Raw genomic sequence first — 19,507 nt, 5'->3', positions numbered from 1 at the left:
CGGCGGGAACGGCGTCCGCTACTCGCGCTCCCGGTGCTCGGTGATGGCCAGGCCGTGCCCGTCCGGGTCGCGGAAGGCCGCGGCCCGCATCTGGTAGTTCTTCCCCAGCAGCGCGGTGCGCGGCAGGTGCAGGAACTCGACGCCGGCCTCGTTCATCTCCGCGAACGTCGCGTCGATGTCGCCGACCTCGAAGGTCAGATGCATGACGCCGGTCTCGCCCGGGGGCGCGTCGGGCCGCTCCCACAGCAGGATCTTCCCGAACCCGGCGTCGAGCACGGCGGCCTCCTCGGTCCGGTCGGCGACCTGGAGGCCCAGGGCGTCCGTGTAGAACTCGACGGACCGCTGGAGGTCGGCGACGATGAGCGTGGCCGCGACGTCGGTGACGTCGGTGCCCCCGAGCCGCTCCTCCGACAGGAGCATCGCCGCGAGGTCGGCGGCGGTGCCCCGGCCCTCGGACGAGTCGCGCTGGCGCGGCGGCGAGGGCGCCTTGAGCCGGGTGACGGCTTCGGCGATGGGCCCCTTGGCGGGCGCGTCCCCGGCCGGGGGCGCCTCCGCACCGCCGACCTGCTCGGTCGGCAGCGTGAACGCTGCGGGCGGGGGATCGGCCGGCTCGGCGAGGGGCCGCACCGGTTCGGTGACGATCACGGGCGCGGGCATCGCCGCGGCGGCCGCCCGCGGCGCCTCGGGGGGCGACGGCTCGACGGGCTCGCCCGCCGCCGGTTCGGGCGTCGGACCCGCCGGTTCGGCCGCCTGCGCGGCGGGCCCGGGCGGGGCGGGGGGCTCAGCGGCCTTCGGCGCCGTCTCCGGTTCCGGCGCAGGCACAGGCGCGGCCGCGGGCCTCGCCGCGGGTCCCGCCTCCGGCCGCGGCGGAGCCTCGAACATGTCGTCGAGCGCGTCGATCGTGCCCGGCGCCCGGTCCTTCGCGGCCGGGGGCCGCGGCGGGTCGTCCTCGACGATGAGGTCCTCGAGCCGGTGCTGCCCGATGATCGGCGGCGCCGGGACCGGCTGCGGGAAGCGCCGCGCCGAGTGCTCCACGGTGAAGAACGCGATGCACCCGGCCAGGCACAGGAACGCGAGCACGGCGATGCCCAGGTTCTGCGCGCCGATGGACATCGAGGTGAAGAAGAACGCCAGGATCAGTAAAGTGATCGCGCCGATCGCGCGCGAGGTCCGCCAGCGCATCCGCCGGTCGGCGTTGAGGATCGTCCCGATCGCCTCGCCCCCGGCCGCGTGGTGCTGCCGCGAGTGCAGGTCCTTCATGGCGTGCTGGTTGATCGCCCACCACCGGGCCTCGCGCTGGCGCCGCTGCTGGTCCATCATGAGCCGCTGCTGGCGCAGCTGCTCGGCGGTGGCCCCCCGGCCCGCGGGCTGGCGCGCGCCCCGGGGCGCCGCCTTCGCGGGCGCGGCCTTGCGGACGCCGCCCGCCTTGGCGCCGCCCTTCGCACCGCCCTTGGCGGCGCCTTTCGCCCCGCCTCGGGCGGCCCCGCCTTTCGCGCCGCCTCTGCTGGGCGCCTTGGAAGGCCGTGGGGCGGGCCGCGGTGGTTGCCTGGGGGGCATCTGGGACACCTCATCCACAACTGGGAAACCGGGTTTCAACGTGAATCGTACGTGGGTGAGGCAACGGGCACAACATCGCTTAGGATGACAGCCACTTATCCGACAGTCGCTTTCGAGGAGTTCTCCGTGGCCCAGCAGCGCACGCTCGTGCTGATCAAACCCGACGCCGTCCGGCGCGGGCTCGTCGGCGAGGTCCTGGCCCGCCTGGAACGCAAGGGGCTGCGCATCGACCAGCTGCGCCTGCGGACGATGGACGCCGCGCTCTCGGACGCCCACTACGCCGAGCACGTGGGCCGCGAGTACTACGAGGGCCTGAAGGCCTTCATGACCTCGGGCCCCCTGGTGAGCCTGGTGGCCTCCGGCGACGAGGCGATCCCGGTGGTGCGCAAGCTCGCCGGCGCCACCGACGGCCGCAAGGCCGAGCCCGGGACGATCCGCGGCGACTTCTCGGTGTCGAACCAGCAGAACCTCATCCACGCCTCCGACTCCGAGGAGTCGGCCAAGCGCGAGATCGACCTCTGGTTCGCCTCCTGAACCGCTTGGGGCGCACCGCTGACGACGCTGGCAGCAGTGCGGCCCGGCCCTAGGGGGCGCTCAGGCGCCCCTGCGCGGGCTCAGGCGAGCCCCGCCGGCCGCGGCGTCCCCGCCGGGCTTCCGAGCGCGGCGAGGCCGGCCGGGGCGTCGACGCCCAGCGGATCGCCCGGGCAGGGGACCTCGCGGACCAGCCCCGGGTTCTCGGCGAGGTAGTCGCGCGCCCCCCGGTTCCCGGCGGCGCCGTCGGCGATGGCGCCCAGGTGCTCGCGGGCGAAGTACATCGGGTGCCCGCGCCCGCCGTCGTAGACGGCGACCGCGATCGCCGTGCCCTCCGCCGCGGCGGCGATGAGCCGCCGCACCGCCTCGGCCTCGACGCGCGGCTGGTCGACCAGGGTCACCACGACCCCGTCGTACCGCTCCGGCACGGCCGCCAGCCCGGCCTTCAGCGAGGTGGACAGGCCCTGCCCCCAGCGCCGGTTGAGCACCGGCGTGAACGCCTCGGCCGCCGCCGACAGCGTCCGCTCGGCCCCGGCGCCGAGCACGGCGAGGACCTGGCGGCAGCCGCCGTCCCGCAGTGTGGCGACGGCGCGGTCCAGCAGGCTCCGCCCCTCGTATTCGACCAGGGCCTTCGGCTCCCCGAAGCGCCTTCCGGCGCCCGCGGCGAGCACGAGCCCCGCGGTGTTCTTCATGTGTTCCCCCTTCGATGACCCCGCCCCCGTGGCGGGTGTCGGCGCGCGCAGGGCCGGCCGCCTCAGCCGGGGCCGGCCATGGGCGCGAGGTCCATCCGGTCGAGGGGACCGCACCGGTCGGGGTACCGCTCCACAGGGCCCTGCTCGACGCGGCGCCCGCCCGGCGTCGAGCCGGGGCCGGGCGTCTCCGGCAGTGGATGCGGTCGCATGAGGGCTCCCAGGGGTCCGGGCTTCATGAGCGGGTCGGGACACGGTGAGTAACGACACCATAGCGCCGCCGCGGCTCTGGGTCCGGACGATCCTCCGGCATGTAACAGCAGTGAAATGAAGCGCCCGCTGCTTTCGCGGATGCGGCGCCCTCTGCGGCGCCGGTGGAAACGCGCGAGCGGTCCGCCGCGCCGCAGCGGTACCCTCCCGGCATGTCCGAACCGACGACGAATACGGAGCAGAGCTCCGCCGAGGACTTCTTCCGCACCGAGATCCGCACCGGCCGCATCGAGCGCGCGGAGGCCTTCCCCAAGGCCCGCAACCCCGCCTACAAGCTCTGGATCGACTTCGGCGAGCACGGGGTGAAGCGCTCCAGCGCCCAGATCACCGCCCGCTACACCCCCGAGGAGCTGGTGGGGCGCACGGTCGTGGCGGTGACGAACTTCCCGCCGCGCCAGATCGCCGACTTCATGTCCGAGGTCCTGGTCCTGGGCGTCCCTGTCGAGGGCACCGGTGAGGTGATCCTCCTGGCCCCCGACGCGGACGCCCCGATCGGCGCCCGCATCGCCTGACCGGCGCGCAGCGGACGGGCCGCCGTTCGAACGGCGGCCCCGAATCCCCGTCGCACCCGGCGCGTAGATTTGAAAAGGGGGGTCCCCGGGTGTCCGGTTTGACCGGGAACCTCCGTTCACATTGCTGGCGCCGCGCCGAGGTCAGTAGCCGTTGACGGCCACGTTCGCGAGCGGCTCGCCCGCCGCGAGGCGGCGGATCTGCTCGCCCACCTGCGGGTAGCACCGCTCCGCGAAGCCCTCGACCGCGCCGCCCACGTGCGGCGTGATGAGCGCGCCCTCCAGGCCCCACAGCTCGTGGTCGGCCGGGAGCGGCTCCGGCTCGGTCACGTCGAGCGCGCAGCGCAGCCGCCCCGAGGCGACCTCGGCGGTCAGCGCGTCCGTGTCCGCGACCTTTCCGCGCGCGGCGTTCACCAGCAGTGCGCCGTCCTTCATGCGCGCCAGGAACGCCGCGTCCGCCAGGCCCTCGGTCTCCGGCGTGAGCGGCACGATCAGGACCACCACGTCCGCCTCCGGCAGGAGCTCGGGCAGGTCCGCGAGCGTGCCCACGCCCGGCCTGGCCGTGCGCGCGATCTTGCGGACCGTCGTGCCCGAGGCCTCGAACCGGCGCGCGACCGCCTCGCCGATCGACCCGGCGCCCACGATGAGCGCGGTCGCGCCCGAGATCGTCCCCGACCGCCTCGGCGTCCACTCCCGCGCGGTCTGCTCGCGCGCGTACCGGTCGAACCCGCGGACCGAGGCCAGCGTCGCGGTCAGCACCCACTCGGCGGTCGCCTCGGTGTGGGCGCCGCGGTTCCCGCACAGGGCCACGCCGTGCGGGACGTGCGGAATCCACTGCTCGACGCCCGCGCTGAGCAGCTGCACCGCCTTGAGGCCGGGCATGTCCTTGAACGTCCGCGCCGGGTCCGGTCCCAGGAACGGCGGCACCCAGAGGTCGACGCCGGCGGGATCGGAGGGGTACTCCCCGCCTTCGTAGACCTCGATCTCGACGCCGTCGGGCACCGGGCCGAGCAGCGCCCGGCCCGCTTCGTGAGCGATCCAGATTTTCATCAGGCCATCGTATGAGGCCCGTGTTGCCGGAGTTCCACGCCGACCAGCGGATGTGAACGGATCACACTGTTCTCGCCGCTCGCCGCTCGCCGCTCGCCGCTCGCCGCTCGCCGCTCGCCGCTCGCCGCTCGCCGCTCCGGCATCGGCCGAACGGGCGTGCATCGGCCACGCGCCCGCGCCGACGCGACCACCTCCGCTCGAAGCACCCGCCCCGCGCCCACGCTGCCGCGCCGCGCGACCGCCCCAGCGCACTCGCCCCCGACCTCGCGTCCGCACTGTCGCACTGTCCTGTCGCACCGCCACAACCGCCTCCGCCTCAGCGCCTGCCCTCGCGCCGACAGCCGCCCCTCGCCGACCCACTGCACCGCACCGCCGCGACCACTCCCTCCCCGGCGGCCGCTCCCGCCGATCGGCGGTGCCGTCGACGGGGTCGAGCATCCACCTCCCTCCCCGGCGGCCGTCCCCGCCGACCCTCCTCAGATGCGGCGCAGCGCCATCCGGAACAGCGCACCGCCCTCGGGCGCATCGAGCACCCACACCATGCCCTTGTGCTCCAGCGCCACGTCCTGCACGATCGCCAGGCCGAGCCCCGCGCCGCCCTCGTCCCGGCTGCGGGACTCGTCGAGCCGCACGAACCGGTCGAAGATCCGGCGCCGCTCCCCGTGCGGCACCCCGTTGCCGTCGTCGGCGACGTCGAGCCGCAGCCACTCCTCGTCCTCGGCCTTCAACCGCACCGACACCCCCTCGACGGCGTGCCGCTGCGCGTTCGCCAGCAGGTTCCCCACCGCCCGCGCCAGGTGCCCCTGCACGCCCATGACCGACAGGTCCTCCTCCACCTCGAGCCGCACCGGCACGCGGTCCGAGGCGGCCCGGCGCGCCACCTCCTCGCGCACCAGCTCGGTGAAGGGCACCGCGACGTGCCGCGGCCGCTCCCCGGCGTCCAACCGCGCCAGGAGCAGCAGGTCCGCGGCGAGGTCCTGGAGGCGGATCACGTCTCCCAGCGTCGCGTCCAGGTCCAGCAGCTCGGGGTGCTCCCGGGCGATCTCGAACTGCGTCCGCAGGATCGCGAGCGGGTTGCGCAGCTCATGCGAGGCGTCGGCGACGAACCGGCGCTGCTGCGACACCGCCGCGTCCAGCGCCGCCAACGTCATGTTGGTCGTGGTCGCGAGGGTGTGGATCTCGTCCCGGCTCGCGGGCACCGGCACCCGCCGCGACAGGTCGCCGCCGGTGATCTCGACGAGCTCCCTCTGGATTGCCGCCACCGGGCGCAGCGCGCGACGGGTCACCAGCCAGGTCACGACCGCGACGACCGCGAGCAGCGGCGCCAGCGACCACAGCATCGCCGCCGCGACGCTGTCGACCGCCTCCTCCTGGGTCTCCAGCGAGGATCCCGAGTAGACCGAGTAGACCCGGCCGTCGGGGGCCGTGGCGGTGATGGCCGCGAACCGGTAGGGCGCGTCCTCCTCGGGGACGTCCAGCGTGCGGTAGTCCAGGTCCGACCCGACCGAGCCGCCCCCCGCGGTCACCTCGTCGGCGTCGTCGTCATCGTCGTCCCCGGACTCGTCATCGTCATCGTCGTCGTCCTGGTCGTCGTCCGGCCCGCTCGTCGCGGCCTCGGGCTGCGGGGCGAAGTCCCCGAGCGCGCCGAGACCCACCAGGTCCTCGCTGGCGGCGACGACGTCGCCGTTCGCGTCCACGATCTGCGCGAGCTCGTCGTCGTCGGGCAGCTCCAGCGCCGTCGGCGCGGTCCCGGAGGCGAGCTGCCCGGCGATGGAGCGGGCGCTGACCTCGGCGGTGAGCTCGGCGCGGCCGTACAGGTTGTCGCGCAGCAGGGTCACGACCAGGAACCCGGCCGCGACCAGCGCGACGGCGACGACGGCCGTGGCGCCCACCGTGGTGCGCGCCCGCACCGACTCCGGCCGCCACAGCAGCCGCTTCCCCCGGGACCGCCTCAGCGATTCGCGCATCGCCCTGCGCCGCGCCTTATCCACCGTCTGCCGCCAACCGGTAGCCCGCGCCGCGCACGGTGGCGATGGAGGTCTTCCCGTAGGGCGCGTCGATCTTGCGGCGCAGATTGGAGATGTAGACCTCCACGATGTTCACGTCGCCGTCGTAGGCGAAGTCCCACACGTGGTGGAGGATCTCCGACTTGGACACGACCTCGCCCGCGCGGCTCGCCAGGTACTCCAGCACCGAGAACTCCTTGGAGGTGAGGTCGACCGGGGCGCCGGCGCGGCGGCAGGAGCGCGTGGCCGGGTCGACCGTGAGGTCGCCGAACCGCCACACCGCGGGCGCCGCGGACCTGCCCCGGCGCATCATCGCCCGGATGCGCGCCTGGAGGACCACGAACGAGAAGGGCTTGGTCAGGTAGTCGTCGGCGCCGGTGTCCAGGCCCTCGGCCTCGTCGTACTCGCCGTCCTTGGCGGTGAGCATGAGGATCGGCGCGGCGATCCCCTCCCGGCGCAGGGTCGCGCACACCTGGTAGCCGTTCATGCCCGGCAGCATGATGTCCAGGATGATCGCGTCGTAGCCGCCGGTGCGGGCCATCGACAGGCCCGTGCGGCCGTCGTGGGCGAGGTCGACGGCGTACCCCTCGGCCGTCAGCCCGGCGGCGACCATCTCGGCCAGCCGCTGCTCGTCTTCCACCATCAGCAAACGCATGTTCCGAAGCTTGACACAGCGAACCTGAAGCCAACCTGAAGTCGCCCCGGCGGGTCCGCGACCGGCCGCGACCAGGCCGGACGCTTGGCGACGGCGCCGCCCGGCCCCGAACCTTAAGCCGTCTTCAGGTCGCTTCAGCTTGGCTTCAGGTTCGGGGGCGCAAGGTTGCGGACATCCGATCAGCCAGACGAAAGGACCCGACATGAACGCTCCGACCGACACCCAGCAGCCCGAGGCCCCGAAGGCCCGCCGCTTCACCGGCCGCCACCGCACCCTCGTCATCGCGGGCGCCGCGGGCGCCCTGCTCCTCGGCGGCGGCGCCGCCGCGGCCTTCGCGGCCGACCTCGACGACGCGGACGAGACCCGCGGCGACGTCACCGGCACCGATGACAGCCGCGGGCAGAACGGCGCCGCCTACGGCACGGACGGCGCCGCCTACGGCACGGACGGCACTGACGCGGACGACGTGTACGACGGGGACGACGACTTCGCGCTCCCGGCCGAGGCCATCGGCGAGGACGCGGCCGTCGAGGCGGCCCTGGCCGAAGTCGCGGGCGAGGTCCACGACATCGACCTGGAGGGCACCGCCGACGCCCCGGTGTGGATCGTCGAGGTGGTCGACGCCGACAACGCCGAGTGGGACGTCGTGGTCGACGCCTTCGACGGCACCATCGCCGACGTCTTCGCGGACGACGACCCGAACGACGCCGACGACAAGTACGACGATGACGATGACGACGACGCGGACGATGTGGACGACGACCGCTACGACGATGACGACGAGGACGGTGACGACGACTAGGGGACGTTTACGAACTCCGGCGAGCCGGTGCCTGAGGCCGCTGGTTCGGTCGCAAGGCGGAAGGCGCTCCAGGTACCGGTGTGGTGTCTGGAGCGCCGACGACGCGGCGATGCGGGCCATCGGCCGGTCGCCGCTGCGCGGCGGCCGGTCCGGTGGGGGCGGGCCGACGGGAGTGCGGGTTGGATAGCGGCCGCCAGGGGCTCGTCGACACCCCCTGAACCGTACCGGCAAGCCGAGAAGCCTTCTGGGGAAGTCGTTGCGCTGCAACGTGATTCGGCAACAAGAGGCTTCCCCTGCCGGCAGGGCGCGACGCTGGGCCGACCCGCAGGCTACAGACCCGGCTACGGGCCCGGCCGCGCGCTCGTCGGCGCACGGTCGGCGAGGCGATCGCGCCTCTCTCGGCCGCGGGCTTCACGCCAGCGAGAGCGCGGTCCGTGCCGAGCGAACCGGTGGCTGGTTTCTCGGGCCGTTCGTGCTGAAGCCGGGTGCTCGATCGCATCGGGCGGTGGCTCGGACCGCTCGCGCTTCTCGGTCGCGGGCTTCACGCCTGCTGGAGCGCGATTCGATTCCGGGCCGCGCTGAGCGAAGCGGCGGGTTGCCTTCCGATCCGTTCGCGCTGCGGCGGGAGTGCTCGATCGCATCGGGCCGCGGCTCGGGCTTTTCGGCTGCGGGGTTCACGCCAGCGGGAGTGCGGTCCGTGTTGGGTGAACCGGCGGTTCGTCTCTCGGGCCGTTCGTGCTGAAGCCGGGTGCTCGATCGCGCCGAGCTGAGGCTTGGGCTGTTCGGGCCTTCAGCCGTGGGATGCGCGCTCGCGGAGCGCGGTTCGAGTTCGGGCCGCGCCGACCGGATCGGCGGGTCGCCTTCTTGGCCGTTCGCGCTGCGGCGGGAGGGCCCGGTCGCATCGGGGCGCCGGTGGGGTCGAGGCGCCTTGGCGCGGGCGATCGACCGTTCGGGCTCCAGGCCGGTTCTGCTCCCTGCGCAGGCATCGACCTCGCCAAATTGCAGGCCTGTCGAGTTTTTGCGTTTTCGCAGGTCTGGGCCCTGCTTCTTGGTTATGTTGACCCGATGGCTGAACAGCGCGTCATCGGCGGGAACGCGGTCCGGGGCCGGGCCCGGATCTGGGTGCCGCTCGTCGCCGTCGGCGTCCTCCTGATGGTGGCCGCCGTCGAAGTGCTGGCGAACCGGTCGCTGCCCGCCCGCGAGGCACTCGAACCCGGCACGGTCGTCGCCTTCGGCCCCGAACGCGCCGCCGAGGTCGAGCTGGACGAGGCCTGGGAGGTCGACCGGGCCCAGACCAAACTCGACCTGCGAGTGGTCCTCGCCCGCGACGGCACCACGGTCGTGCTCGACGCGGTGCAGTTCCCCGACCCGGACGGCACCGACCCGCAGCGGATGTGGGAGGGCGTGAGCCGGCTCCTCGAGACCGCCGAGTACTCGGGTTCGATGCTCGAACTGGGCCCGCCCGCCGCGTTCGCCACACCGAACATCGAGGACGGGCTCCGAGGGGACCTCCGCCTCGACGACCAGACCGGCGCCTTGTACGTGCTGCCCTCGGCCGATCACGGGCACGCGGTGAACGTCCGCGTGCTCAGTACCGCTGACGCATCGGCCGAAGACCGGACCGCGGCCGCCGCACTCGTCGACTCGATCGCCTTCACCGGGGAGGCCGCGTGACCACCACCGCTCCGCTCCTGCGCGCCAAGACCGTCGACACGCGCACCGTCGCGTTCTGGACCATGGTCGCGCTGTCGGCGGCCGGACTGTGGCTGCTGCTGAAGGACCTGCTGCCCTGGGCGCGGGTGTTCGGGCCGAGCGCGCTGTTCGGCGTCGTCTTCCTCGCCTTCAGCCTCGCCCTCGGCCTGTGGCTCGTGCGGCGGCTGCTGCGCCCGGTCCAGGCCCCGCCCCGGCCGGGCACCTGGCTCGCGGTCATGTGGGGCGGCCTCGCCGCCTGCGGCATCGCGCAGCTGCTCAACGGCGTGCTCCTCTCGGCCTGGTCCCGCGCCCTCGACCTCGAGACCGCCGCCTCCTGGGCGCCCGCGCTGACGGCCCCGATCAACGAGGAGCTCGCGAAGGCGGCCGGCGTGGTGATGCTGACGGCCGTCTCGGCGAGTCTCGTGCGCGGCGCCGCCGACGGCTTCGTCCTCGGCGCGCTCGTGGGCCTGGGCTTCCAGGTGTCCGAGAACCTCAGCTACGGGTTCCTTCAGATCCTGGCGTTCGGCGGCGTCGACCCCCTGGCGGCCACCCAGCAGGCGGCGATGGTCCGGTTCCTGCTCACCGGCATCGGTTCGCACTGGGCGATGACCGCCGTCGCGGGCGCGGGCATCGGCTACCTCGCGGGGGCCGTCGGGCGCCCGCCCGCGGGCCGCATCGCGGCCTTCATCGGCTGCCTGCTGCTGGCGATGGGGATGCACTGGGCGTTCGACGCGCCCGTCCTCGATGGGTTCCTCGATCCGGTGGGCAAGCCGCTGCTGAACTTCCTGATCGCCCTCGTCGTCTACCTGTCGGTGCGCCGCCGCTTCCGCGCCCGCTGGCAGGCCGTCGCCGACGAGGAGGTCGCCGCCGGGACCATGGGCGCCGACGAGGCCGCGGCCCTCTCGCGGCGCCGCTCCCGCGCCCGCGCGCGGCGCCGGGTCCCGGCCGGTCCGCAGCGCGAGACCGCGGCCCGGGTCCAGCGCGCGCAGCTCGACCTGGTCGAAGCGCGCGTGCCCGGTGATCTCGCCGTGGAGGACGCGCAGCCCTTGCGCGAGGCCGTGGCGGACGCCCGCCGAGGTGACCCGGCGCGCCGCTGACCGCGGCCGCAGGGACCACCTGAGGTCACCGCATCCGCGTCACCACGCTCACCGCGAGCGCGATGACCGCGGTGTTGTACGCGAAGGACGCGATGCTGTGGACGGTCACGTGCCAGCGCATCACGCGCGAGGTGACCACCACGTCGGACGTGGCGAACGAGGTGCCGACCGCGAACGCGAAGTACGCCATGTCGACCGGGCCCGGTTCGGCCGTCCCGGGGAACGCGAACCCCTCGCCGGCGGCCGCGTACCGGGCGGCGTAGAACCGGGCGTACCCCGAGTGCAGGAGCAGCCAGGCCAGCCCGGTGGCGACGATGGCCGCGACCTGCACCACCGCCTCGACCGCGTCCCGGCCGTCCGCCGTGAGCAGGTCGACGGCCGCGCCGACGCCGGTGAGGCTCGCGGCGAGCGTGAACGCGAACCGGTACCGCGACATGAGCAGGCCCCGCCCGCCGGCGGCGGGTTCGGGCTCGCGGTGCCGGGACCGGCGCACCAGCAGCGCCCCCACCGCCAGGTAGACCGCGGCGAGGAGGTCCCAGCCGAGCAGCAGGAGCGCTTCGCCCGCCGCGTCGAACTCGGCGAAGACCACTTGGAGCCCGAGCAGCACCAGCGCGAGCTCGGCCGCCCGCGCCGCGGCCTGACCGGCCAGGTACCGCATTCGCCTCGTCATCGCCCGGCATCCCTTGTCGACGGTGGTGCTCGACGAAGCATAACCAGACGGAGCGGATCAGGCGGCCGGTCCGCGCCGGCCCACCGGGGCGGGCCGGCGCGGACCGGCGTGTCAGCGCCTCACCGCGGCTCGGGACGAGCGCGCCGGTGGAGGGCTCGACCGGATCGGCGGGACGTCACTTGACGCGGTAGGTGAGGCACGCGAACTGGCCGACCGACTTGGTCTCGGTGAGTTCGAGTCGGTCGGCGAGGATGCGCCGGGGGAGCAGCGGCGCCCCCGCGCCGAGGAGGACCGGCGCCAGCGACAGCACCACCTCGTCGAGGAGCCCCGCGTCGAAGAACTGGCCGACCAGGTCACCGCCGCCGACGATCCACCGGTTCCGGTCCCCTGCGACGGCCGCCATCTCGGCGTGCACCGAGGCGACGTCGCCGGAGACGAAGCGGATGTCGGCCCCGGGCACCGCCGGGAGGTCCCGGCTCGTGAAGACCCAGACGGGCTGCTCGTACGCCCATTTCTCCGGGTGCTCGACCACCTGCTCGTGCTCGACGATCCACTCGTAGGTCGTCGAGCCCATGCAGATCGCCCCGACCCCGGCGAGGAACTCGCCGAACTCGTCCAAGGGCGACTCGGCGTCCCCGTCCTCCTCGGGCTGGCCGCCCGGAACGGCGAACAGCCATTCCAGCGAGTTGCCGGGGTCCGCGAGGAACCCGTCGATACTGGTTGCGGTGTTGTACACGGTTTTGGCCATCCCGCCAGCCAATCACGGGCCACCGACATTCCGCGGCCCCTTCCCGCGCCCCCGCTGTTCGAAAGACCTCGTCGCCTCCCGCGACCCCGGATCCGGAACACCTTGGTGTCGGCTTCCCGACATTGCCCGTTTTGTCAGTGAAAAACCTCAGTGCGTCATTACGGTGAGAACGCGTCACAAGGCGCGACCTGACCGAATGCACCACAGAGGTGATCATGGTATTGAGGCAGCTCTTCACCGCCATCGGCGTCACGGCGGCCGCGATCGCGCTGGCGCTGACCGCCGCCACCGCGGTCGCGGCGGCGCCCGCCGAAGCGCCGGCGCCCGCGAAGTCCCGGGTGGAGAACACCGGCGCCCCGGACGCCGCGGCCGAGCCGCGCACCTGCCGGGCCCGCTTCGGCGAAAGCGTCAACCACCGGCTGCGGGCCGAGACCGGTTCCCAGATCATCGGGGCGATCCCCGCCGACACCTGGGTGCAGGCCTCCTGCGACCGGGTCGCCGGCGGCGAGTACGACGCGTGCGGCGTCGCCAGCGGCTACTGGCTGGAGGTCTACTGGAACGGCAACTGGGGCCACGGCGCCTGGGGCTGCGTGAAGGACTGGGAGTTCACCTCTTTACCGAAAGGCCGGCGCCTCGCGGCCCGCACCTGCGAAAGAGGCGAGTGCCGCAGCGCCTCCCGGCCCGCACATGCGAGAGGCCGGGAGGCGCCGCGGCGCCTCCCGGCCTCGCTCGGTCCACCGGACGCGGCCCGGCTCAGCGCGCGGTCAGCCGCAGCGCGTTCCCGATGATCCGGTGCCCGTGGGCCCCGGCCGCGGTCAGGATCGACTCGGGGTGGAACTGCACCCCGAACCAGCGCTTCGCGGGCGCCTCGATCGCCATGACCACCTCGTCGATCGCCGCCGTCGGCGTGAAACCGCCCTTGACCTGGTCGGCCGTGGCGTACAGCGAGTGGTAGCGCGCGGCGGTCACCTCGTCGGGCAGGCCGTCGAACAGGCCCCCACCGGTCACCTTCACGTTCCCGGGCTTGCCGTGGCTCGGCTCCTCCAGCAGCGACAGCGCCCCGCCCGCGTGCTCGACCATCGCCTGGAGCCCCAGGCACACCCCGAACGCGGGCAGGCCCCGCTCGGCGATCGCGTCGAGCAGCGCCGCCGTGCCGAAGTCCGCCGGCCGCCCCGGCCCGGGGGAGAGCACCACCAGGTCGGGCGCCAGCTCCTCCAGGACCGCGGCCGCGTCGAACCCGAACCGCAGCGTCGTCACCTCGCAGCCGTGCTGCCGGAAGTAGTCGCCGAGGGTGTTCACGAACGAGTCCTCGTGGTCGACCAGGAGCACCTTCCGCCCCGCCCCCGCCGGGCCGCCCGCGACCTCGATCGGCTCGGGCACCGCCGCCGCGGCCCCGATCCCGCCCGCCGCGGTCTCCAGCAGCGCCCGGGCCTTCAGGTGGGTCTCGGCCTCCTCGGCGTCCGGGTCCGAGTCGTACAGCAGCGTCGCGCCCGCGCGCACGCACGCGACCCCGTCCCTGATCTGCGCGGTCCGCAGCGTCAGCCCGGTGTTCATCGACCCGTCGAAGCCGACGAAGCCCACCGCGCCGCCGTACCAGCGCCGCGGCGTCGTCTCCTGCTCCTCGATGAACCGCATCGCCCACGTCTTGGGCGCGCCGGTCACCGTCACCGCCCAGGTGTGCGTCAGGAACGCGTCCAGCGCGTCCATGCCCTCGCGCAGCCGCCCCTCGATGTGGTCCACCGTGTGGATCAGCCGCGAGTACATCTCGATCTGCCTGCGGCCCAGCACCTTCACCGAGCCGGGCACGCACACGCGGGCCTTGTCGTTGCGGTCTACGTCGGTGCACATCGTCAGCTCCGACTCCTCCTTCGCGGAGCCGATGAGCTCGGCGATCTGCGCGGCGTCGTGCAGCGGGTCGCTCCCGCGCGCGATCGTCCCCGAGATCGGGCAGGTCTCCACCCGGTCGCCCGTGACCCGCACGAACATCTCCGGGGAGGCGCCCACGAGGTACTCGCGCTCGCCCAGGTTGAACAGGAACTCGTACGGCGCGGGGTTGGCGGTCCGCAGCCGCTCGTAGAACGCCGTCGGCGAGTCGCACGCGGCGTACATCTCGTGCCCCGGCACGACCTCGAACAGGTTCCCGGCCTTGAACTCGGTCTTCGCGCGGCGCACCGTGTCGGCGTACACGCCCGGCACCGGCCCCTCGGGCACCGACGCGGCCGGGCGGTAGTCGAGCGACTCGGTCTCGCGCGGCAGGCCCTTCGTGGTCCGGTCCCCGAACGTGAACTCGTAGCGGCGCACCTGCGCCGTCTCGCGCTTGCGGTCGACCACGTAGATCTCGTCGGCCAGGTGCAGCACCAGGTCGCGGGCGTCGTCGGGCCGCTCCTTCGCGAACGGGATCGGCTCGAACTGGTAGGCCAGGTCGTACCCGAACGCCCCCCACAGGCCCAGGTACGGGTCGTCGCAGCGCAGCGCGTCGAGCACCACGCGCAGGGCCGAGAACGCCGTCGGCTGCTTCGACCGCAGCTCCTCGGGCACCCGCGCGGCGGGCGGGGGCACCTCGACGCGCACCTCGCCGTCGTGGCGCGTCACCGTCCCCACCCCGGCCGCGGCCAGCGCGTCCGCGAGGACGTCGACCAGCAGGTAGCCGCGGGCGTTGAGCCGCCGCACGGTCACCGAGCGGCCGCGCGCGACGACCTCCAGGGACGGGTCGACGTACGCGAGGTGGTAGCGCGAGTAGCGCCCGGGGTACTCCATGCCGCTGGAGAGCACGCCGCCGCGGCGCGTCTCGACCTGCGACACCACGGCCGTCAGGTCGGGCGAGTCGAGTTCGGCGACGGTGCGCGCCACCGACACGCCCGCCGGGGTCAGCGCGATGCCGCCTGTGAAACTGGTCATGGGGCCTCATTCCTCACTGGGTGTCAAGTCCCGTCCGCGAGGCGGCCGACCCCGGATACGACGAAGCGACCGCCATCCAGACGGTCGCTCGCTTCGCTCGCACGCAAAAGCAGGACGCCGCCTCAGCGACGCCACCACCAGTTGCGTGCGTGGATTCTCACAGGCCGAATAGTACATGGCCCGGCCCCGGAGCGGTGGCCTGCGCACAGCGCGCCGCCATCATGTGGGAACCCCCGGCGCAATTCGCTCGCGACCCTCCCGGGCGCCGGCGCTACACTGGAGGGCAACAGCGTCGACCCGGCCATCACCGGCGAGCTTCCGGAAGAACGGGCCCCCGGGCCCCAGTAGAACCGGACGGGCGCGGCCCGTCACCGCCGCCGAATCGAGCGGGCGCACCCGGTGCGCCAAGCGAGGTGGTACCGCGGGTCGCCCCCAAAACCGGGGGGCGCGGCTCGTCCTCGCACACCGAAGCAAGGTGTGTGACGAGGAGACACCGAGCCCATGGCCTATCCACTCGACGACCCCGACCGGGGCGTACCGGCGAGCCCGAACCTGCCCGAAGTCGAGCGCCGCGTGCTCGACTTCTGGGACAAGGACGACACCTTCGCCGCCTCCATCGAGGCCCGCGACGCGGGGAAGAACGGCGCCAACGAGTTCGTCTTCTACGACGGCCCGCCCTTCGCCAACGGCCTGCCCCACTACGGGCACCTCCTCACCGGGTACGTCAAGGACATCGTCCCCCGGTACCAGACCATGCGCGGGCGCCGCGTCGAGCGCCGCTTCGGCTGGGACACCCACGGGATGCCCGCCGAGGTCACCACCGAGAAGGAGCTCGGCCTCAAGTCCAAGGCCGACATCGAGGCCTACGGCGTGGACCGCTTCAACGCCGCCGCGAAGGCCTCGGTCCTCCAGTTCACCGACGAGTGGGTCGACTACGTGACCCGCCAGGCCCGCTGGGTCGACTTCGAGAACGACTACAAGACCCTCGACCTCACCTACATGGAGAGCGTCATGTGGGCCTTCAAGACCCTGCACGACAAGGGCCTGATCTACGAGGGCTACCGCGTCCTGTGGTACTGCTGGCGCTGCGAGACCCCCTTGGCCGCCACCGAGACGAAGATGGACGACACCTACCGGGACCGCCAGGACCCGGCCGTCACCGTCGGCCTCGACGTCACCTCCGAGGGCGACCTGAACGGCGTCAAGCTCCTGGTGTGGACCACCACGCCCTGGACCCTGCCGTCGAACCTGGCCGCCGCCGTCCACCCCGGCGTCGACTACGTCGTGGTCGAGTCCGAGGACAGCCGCTACCTGCTCGCCGAGGCCCGCCTCCCCGCCTACGCCCGCGAGCTCGGCGAGGACCCCCCGGTCCTGTCCCGCCACAAGGGCGCCGACCTGGTCGGGCTGCGCTACAACCCGCCGTTCGACTTCTTCGCGGGCCGCGAGAACGCCCACCAGGTCCTCGCCGCCGACTACGTCACCACCGAGGACGGCACCGGCGTCGTCCACATCGCGCCCGCCTTCGGTGAAGAGGACAAGGTCGTCACCGACGCGGCCGACATCGAACCGGTCGTGCCCGTCGACAGCTCCGGCAAGTTCACCGACGAGGTCCCCCCGTACGCGGGCGTCCACGTCTTCGAGGCGAACAAGCTCATCATCGGCGACCTCAAGGCCACCCAGCGGCTCCTGCGCCACGACACCTACAACCACAACTACCCGCACTGCTGGCGCTGCGGGTCCCCGCTGATCCAGCGGGCCCTGTCGGCCTGGTTCGTCGCGGTCACGAAGTTCCGCGACCGCATGGTCGAGCTCAACCAGGAGATCGACTGGACCCCCGGCCACGTCAAGGACGGCCAGTTCGGGAAGTGGCTCGCCAACGCCCGCGACTGGAACATCAGCCGCAACCGGTTCTGGGGCTCGCCCATCCCCGTGTGGACGAGCGACGACCCGGCCTACCCGCGCGTCGACGTCTACGGCTCGCTCGCCGAACTCGAGCGCGACTTCGGGGTGGCCGTCACCGACCTGCACCGGCCGGGCATCGACGCGCTCGTGCGGCCCAACCCGGACGACCCGACGGGCAAGTCCACGATGCGCCGCGTCCCCGAGGTCCTCGACTGCTGGTTCGAGTCCGGGTCCATGCCGTTCGCGCAGGTCCACTACCCGTTCGAGAACGCCGACTGGTTCGAGCACCACTACCCGGGCGACTTCATCGTCGAGTACACGGCGCAGACCCGCGGCTGGTTCTACCTGCTGCACGTCCTGGCGACCGCCCTGTTCGACCGGCCCGCGTTCCGCACCGCCGTCGTCCACGGCACGCTCCTGGGCGCCGACGGGCAGAAGATGTCGAAGTCGCTCCAGAACTACCCGGACGTGCGGGAGTCCTTCGAGCAGTACGGCTCCGACGCGGTCCGCTGGTTCCTCGTGTCCTCCCCGGTCCTGCGCGGCGGCGACATGCCCGTCACCGAGACCGGCTTCCGCGACGCCGTCCGCCAGATCGTGCTCCCGCTGTGGAACGTGTGGTACTTCTACACGCTCTACGCGGGGGCGGCCGGCTACGAGGTGTCCCCGGCCGAGGCCCGCGCCGCCGCGCTCGCCTCGGAGCACCGGCTCGACCGCTACCTGCTCGCGAAGACCCGCGAGCTGGTCGAGACCATGACCGCCGCGATGGACGAGTACGACCTGGTGGCCGCGACCGCCGCGTTCCGCTCCTACCTCGAGTCCCTCACCAACTGGTACGTGCGCCGCTCGCGCGACCGGTTCTGGGAGGGCGACGAGGCCGGGTTCGCGACGCTCGCGACGGCCCTGAAGACCGCCGCCGAGGTCGCCGCGCCGCTGCTGCCGATGGTCGCCGAGGACATCTGGAAGGGACTGACCGGCGGCCGCTCGGTGCACCTCGCCGACTGGCCCTCCGCCGAGGACCTGCCCGCCGACCACGCCCTGGTCGAGGCCATGGACGCCGTCCGCGACATCGCCTCGGTCGGCCTGTTCATGCGCAAGGCCCGCAAGCTGCGAGTGCGCCTGCCGCTGGCGAAGGTCACCGTGGCGACCGCGCACGCCGAGCGCCTGGCGCCGTTCGCGGACCTGCTCAAGGACGAGCTGAACGTCAAGGCGGTCGAGTTCGACTCGAACGTCGGGGCCTACAGCCGGGCGGACCTCAAGCTGGTCCCGCGCGCCCTCGGCCCGCGCCTGGGCAAGGACGTGCAGCGGGTCATCAAGGCCGTCAAGGCCGGCGACTGGACCGCCGAGGACGGCAAGGTCACCGCCGGGGGCGTGGTCCTGGACGACGGCGAGTACGAGCTGACGATGGTCGCGGTCGACGCCGAGCACACCGAGTCCCTCCCGGACGGGGGCGGCGTGCTGGTGCTCGACACTGACGTCACGCCCGAGCTCGCCGCCGAGGGCCTGGCCCGGGACGTGGTCCGCGTGGTCCAGCAGGCCCGCAAGGACGCCGACCTGGACGTCACCGACCGCGTGTCGGTGACCCTCGACGCGGACGGGGACGTCCGCGCCGCGGTCGAGGCCCACCGCGGCTTCGTCCAGGCCGAGACCCTCGCCCTGGACCTGGCCTTCGGCGTTCTGCCCGAAGGCGCCACCAGTGGCGAGGCCGGGGACGCCACGGTCAAGGCCGCGGTCGAGAAGCGGTAGACGCCGCCGAGGGGCTCGGGCGCCGATCGGCGCCCGAGCCCCTCGCGCTCTCCGCGGCCGTCGCGGGCCTGAGGCGAGACGGGGCCCGGCGAGCACTGCTCGCCGGGCCCCGTCGCAGCGGCGCTCAGAACATGCCGCAGAGCTTCCAGGCGTCGTCTTCCTTGGCCAGGTCGAAGGTCTCGTCGGTGGTCTCGCCGTCGGCGGTGATCGAGAGGGCCACCGTGGCGGTGTCGCCCTCCTCGTTGACCTCGCCGATCTCGTAGGACATGTCGTTGAACATGTCGAACTCCTCGCCGGCCGTCGCCTTCTCCTCCTCGGACATGCCTTCGAACGCGGCGGCCGCCTCTTCGACGCTGGCCACGTCGTCCGCGCAGAAGTGCTCTTCGGCGGTCTCGGAGGCCTTGTCGGCGTCGCCGTCGACGATGGCGGTGAAGAGGTCTTCGGCGCCGCCGTCCATGAAGTTCTCCACGGCGCCTTCGGGAGTGTCGTTGCCGCCGCCGCAGGCTGCGAGGGCGAGTGCGAGCGCGAAGGCCCCGCCGGTGAGAGCGGTGGCGCGGCGGAGCTTGACGTTGCTGTTCATGAGTTCCAATCAATGGGATCGGGTGTCGGCCCGGTGGGTGGCCGGGCCGCGGGTGGGACGGGCCCGGTTTCCACCGGGCGGTCACCACGGTAGCGCCGCCGCGCAAAC

17 protein-coding genes are annotated in these 19,507 nt (G+C 73.2%); 7 read left to right on the top strand and 10 right to left on the bottom strand.

The genetic code is table 11. The annotated features are described in order from the left end of the window. Nucleotides 1–18 precede the first annotated feature (18 nt). A complete protein-coding gene (locus LO763_RS21455; protein ID WP_230788667.1) occupies nucleotides 19–1,557 on the bottom strand; it encodes a VOC family protein in 1,539 nt (512 codons plus the stop codon). 84 nt (nucleotides 1,558–1,641) lie between these two features. Here LO763_RS21455 and ndk point away from each other — a divergent pair, with 84 nt between their 5' ends. Continuing rightward, nucleotides 1,642–2,091 (top strand): nucleoside-diphosphate kinase, encoded by a 450-nt coding sequence (gene ndk / locus LO763_RS21450; protein ID WP_439650314.1) that lies wholly within the window; start codon nucleotides 1,642–1,644, stop codon nucleotides 2,089–2,091. 80 nt (nucleotides 2,092–2,171) lie between these two features. On the opposite strand, the gene LO763_RS21445 is transcribed toward ndk, so the two are convergent. After that, entirely contained in the window at nucleotides 2,172–2,780 is a 609-nt protein-coding gene (locus tag LO763_RS21445; RefSeq protein ID WP_230788663.1) for a nucleotidyltransferase family protein, read from the bottom strand. Nucleotides 2,781–2,842: 62 nt separating this feature from the next. Continuing rightward, nucleotides 2,843–2,989 (bottom strand): hypothetical protein, encoded by a 147-nt coding sequence (locus LO763_RS21440; RefSeq protein WP_230788661.1) that lies wholly within the window; start codon nucleotides 2,987–2,989, stop codon nucleotides 2,843–2,845. 210 nt (nucleotides 2,990–3,199) lie between these two features. On the opposite strand from LO763_RS21440, the gene LO763_RS21435 reads away from it, so the two are divergent. After that, the gene (locus tag LO763_RS21435; protein WP_230788659.1) at nucleotides 3,200–3,559 is read left to right on the top strand and encodes a tRNA-binding protein; all 360 of its coding nucleotides are present in this window, start codon (nucleotides 3,200–3,202) and stop codon (nucleotides 3,557–3,559) included. Between the two features lie 141 nt (nucleotides 3,560–3,700). Here the strand turns inward: LO763_RS21435 and LO763_RS21430 are convergent, their stop codons facing one another. The 3 genes from LO763_RS21430 to LO763_RS21415 form a co-directional block, all read right to left on the bottom strand. Then, nucleotides 3,701–4,606 carry a 2-hydroxyacid dehydrogenase gene (locus LO763_RS21430; protein WP_230788656.1) on the bottom strand — a complete coding sequence of 302 codons (906 nt, stop codon included), beginning with the start codon at nucleotides 4,604–4,606 and terminating at the stop codon, nucleotides 3,701–3,703. Nucleotides 4,607–5,082: 476 nt separating this feature from the next. Then, entirely contained in the window at nucleotides 5,083–6,573 is a 1,491-nt protein-coding gene (locus LO763_RS29450) for a sensor histidine kinase (protein WP_304608862.1), read from the bottom strand. Nucleotides 6,574–6,589: 16 nt separating this feature from the next. Continuing rightward, nucleotides 6,590–7,267, bottom strand: coding sequence for a response regulator transcription factor (locus LO763_RS21415; RefSeq protein WP_230788653.1), 678 nt, complete (start codon nucleotides 7,265–7,267; stop codon nucleotides 6,590–6,592). 202 nt (nucleotides 7,268–7,469) lie between these two features. Between LO763_RS21415 and LO763_RS21410 the strand changes: the two genes are divergently transcribed. The 3 genes from LO763_RS21410 (at nucleotide 7,470) to LO763_RS21400 (ending at nucleotide 10,858) form a co-directional block, all read left to right on the top strand. Continuing rightward, nucleotides 7,470–8,069, top strand: coding sequence for a PepSY domain-containing protein (locus LO763_RS21410; protein ID WP_230788649.1), 600 nt, complete (start codon nucleotides 7,470–7,472; stop codon nucleotides 8,067–8,069). A gap of 1,065 nt (nucleotides 8,070–9,134) precedes the next feature. After that, nucleotides 9,135–9,743: a hypothetical protein gene (locus LO763_RS21405; RefSeq protein ID WP_230788647.1), complete on the top strand. Its 609-nt coding sequence runs from the start codon at nucleotides 9,135–9,137 to the stop codon at nucleotides 9,741–9,743. After that, nucleotides 9,740–10,858, top strand: a complete 1,119-nt coding sequence (locus LO763_RS21400; RefSeq protein ID WP_230788645.1) for a PrsW family intramembrane metalloprotease — start codon at nucleotides 9,740–9,742, stop codon at nucleotides 10,856–10,858. The genes LO763_RS21405 and LO763_RS21400 overlap by 4 nt, the downstream gene beginning before the upstream one ends. A 25-nt stretch (nucleotides 10,859–10,883) precedes the next feature. On the opposite strand, the gene LO763_RS21395 is transcribed toward LO763_RS21400, so the two are convergent. Both LO763_RS21395 and LO763_RS21390 read right to left on the bottom strand, forming a co-directional pair. Next, the gene (locus tag LO763_RS21395; RefSeq protein WP_230788642.1) at nucleotides 10,884–11,528 is read right to left on the bottom strand and encodes a DUF1345 domain-containing protein; all 645 of its coding nucleotides are present in this window, start codon (nucleotides 11,526–11,528) and stop codon (nucleotides 10,884–10,886) included. A gap of 175 nt (nucleotides 11,529–11,703) precedes the next feature. Continuing rightward, nucleotides 11,704–12,276: a dihydrofolate reductase family protein gene (locus LO763_RS21390; RefSeq protein WP_230788639.1), complete on the bottom strand. Its 573-nt coding sequence runs from the start codon at nucleotides 12,274–12,276 to the stop codon at nucleotides 11,704–11,706. Between the two features lie 215 nt (nucleotides 12,277–12,491). Here LO763_RS21390 and LO763_RS21385 point away from each other — a divergent pair, with 215 nt between their 5' ends. Beyond that, complete coding sequence (locus tag LO763_RS21385) at nucleotides 12,492–13,064, top strand: hypothetical protein (protein ID WP_230788847.1); 573 nt, start codon at nucleotides 12,492–12,494, stop codon at nucleotides 13,062–13,064. On the opposite strand, the gene LO763_RS21380 is transcribed toward LO763_RS21385, so the two are convergent. Continuing rightward, nucleotides 13,030–15,174, bottom strand: coding sequence for an anthranilate synthase component I (locus tag LO763_RS21380; protein WP_230788637.1), 2,145 nt, complete (start codon nucleotides 15,172–15,174; stop codon nucleotides 13,030–13,032). The genes LO763_RS21385 and LO763_RS21380 overlap by 35 nt on opposite strands. Before the next feature lie 501 nt (nucleotides 15,175–15,675). On the opposite strand from LO763_RS21380, the gene ileS reads away from it, so the two are divergent. After that, the gene (ileS, locus tag LO763_RS21375; protein WP_230788635.1) at nucleotides 15,676–18,819 is read left to right on the top strand and encodes an isoleucine--tRNA ligase; all 3,144 of its coding nucleotides are present in this window, start codon (nucleotides 15,676–15,678) and stop codon (nucleotides 18,817–18,819) included. Nucleotides 18,820–18,943: 124 nt separating this feature from the next. On the opposite strand, the gene LO763_RS21370 is transcribed toward ileS, so the two are convergent. Then, entirely contained in the window at nucleotides 18,944–19,399 is a 456-nt protein-coding gene (locus LO763_RS21370; RefSeq protein WP_230788614.1) for a DUF4878 domain-containing protein, read from the bottom strand. Nucleotides 19,400–19,507 lie beyond the last annotated feature (108 nt).

The organism is Glycomyces amatae (assembly GCF_020991375.1).
In the GTDB taxonomy this organism is placed as follows: domain Bacteria; phylum Actinomycetota; class Actinomycetes; order Mycobacteriales; family Micromonosporaceae; genus Glycomyces; species Glycomyces amatae.
The sequence above is the reverse complement of the archived record's forward strand: the minus strand, read 5'-3'. Positions and strand labels throughout refer to the sequence as shown.

Excerpts from the sequence above, each read along its gene's own strand:
- ndk (WP_439650314.1), top strand. The coding sequence starts at position 1,642 with ATGACAGCCACTTATCCGACAGTCGCTTTCGAGGAGTTCTCCGTGGCC.
- LO763_RS21435 (WP_230788659.1), top strand. The coding sequence starts at position 3,200 with ATGTCCGAACCGACGACGAATACGGAGCAGAGCTCCGCCGAGGACTTC.
- LO763_RS21455 (WP_230788667.1), bottom strand. The coding sequence starts at position 1,557 with ATGCCCCCCAGGCAACCACCGCGGCCCGCCCCACGGCCTTCCAAGGCG.
- LO763_RS21395 (WP_230788642.1), bottom strand. The coding sequence starts at position 11,528 with ATGACGAGGCGAATGCGGTACCTGGCCGGTCAGGCCGCGGCGCGGGCG.
- LO763_RS21410 (WP_230788649.1), top strand. The coding sequence starts at position 7,470 with ATGAACGCTCCGACCGACACCCAGCAGCCCGAGGCCCCGAAGGCCCGC.
- ileS (WP_230788635.1), top strand. The coding sequence starts at position 15,676 with ATGGCCTATCCACTCGACGACCCCGACCGGGGCGTACCGGCGAGCCCG.
- LO763_RS21390 (WP_230788639.1), bottom strand. The coding sequence starts at position 12,276 with ATGGCCAAAACCGTGTACAACACCGCAACCAGTATCGACGGGTTCCTC.
- LO763_RS21385 (WP_230788847.1), top strand. The coding sequence starts at position 12,492 with ATGGTATTGAGGCAGCTCTTCACCGCCATCGGCGTCACGGCGGCCGCG.
- LO763_RS29450 (WP_304608862.1), bottom strand. The coding sequence starts at position 6,573 with ATGCGCGAATCGCTGAGGCGGTCCCGGGGGAAGCGGCTGCTGTGGCGG.
- LO763_RS21415 (WP_230788653.1), bottom strand. The coding sequence starts at position 7,267 with ATGCGTTTGCTGATGGTGGAAGACGAGCAGCGGCTGGCCGAGATGGTC.
- LO763_RS21380 (WP_230788637.1), bottom strand. The coding sequence starts at position 15,174 with ATGACCAGTTTCACAGGCGGCATCGCGCTGACCCCGGCGGGCGTGTCG.
- LO763_RS21370 (WP_230788614.1), bottom strand. The coding sequence starts at position 19,399 with ATGAACAGCAACGTCAAGCTCCGCCGCGCCACCGCTCTCACCGGCGGG.
- LO763_RS21430 (WP_230788656.1), bottom strand. The coding sequence starts at position 4,606 with ATGAAAATCTGGATCGCTCACGAAGCGGGCCGGGCGCTGCTCGGCCCG.
- LO763_RS21445 (WP_230788663.1), bottom strand. The coding sequence starts at position 2,780 with ATGAAGAACACCGCGGGGCTCGTGCTCGCCGCGGGCGCCGGAAGGCGC.
- LO763_RS21405 (WP_230788647.1), top strand. The coding sequence starts at position 9,135 with ATGGCTGAACAGCGCGTCATCGGCGGGAACGCGGTCCGGGGCCGGGCC.
- LO763_RS21440 (WP_230788661.1), bottom strand. The coding sequence starts at position 2,989 with ATGCGACCGCATCCACTGCCGGAGACGCCCGGCCCCGGCTCGACGCCG.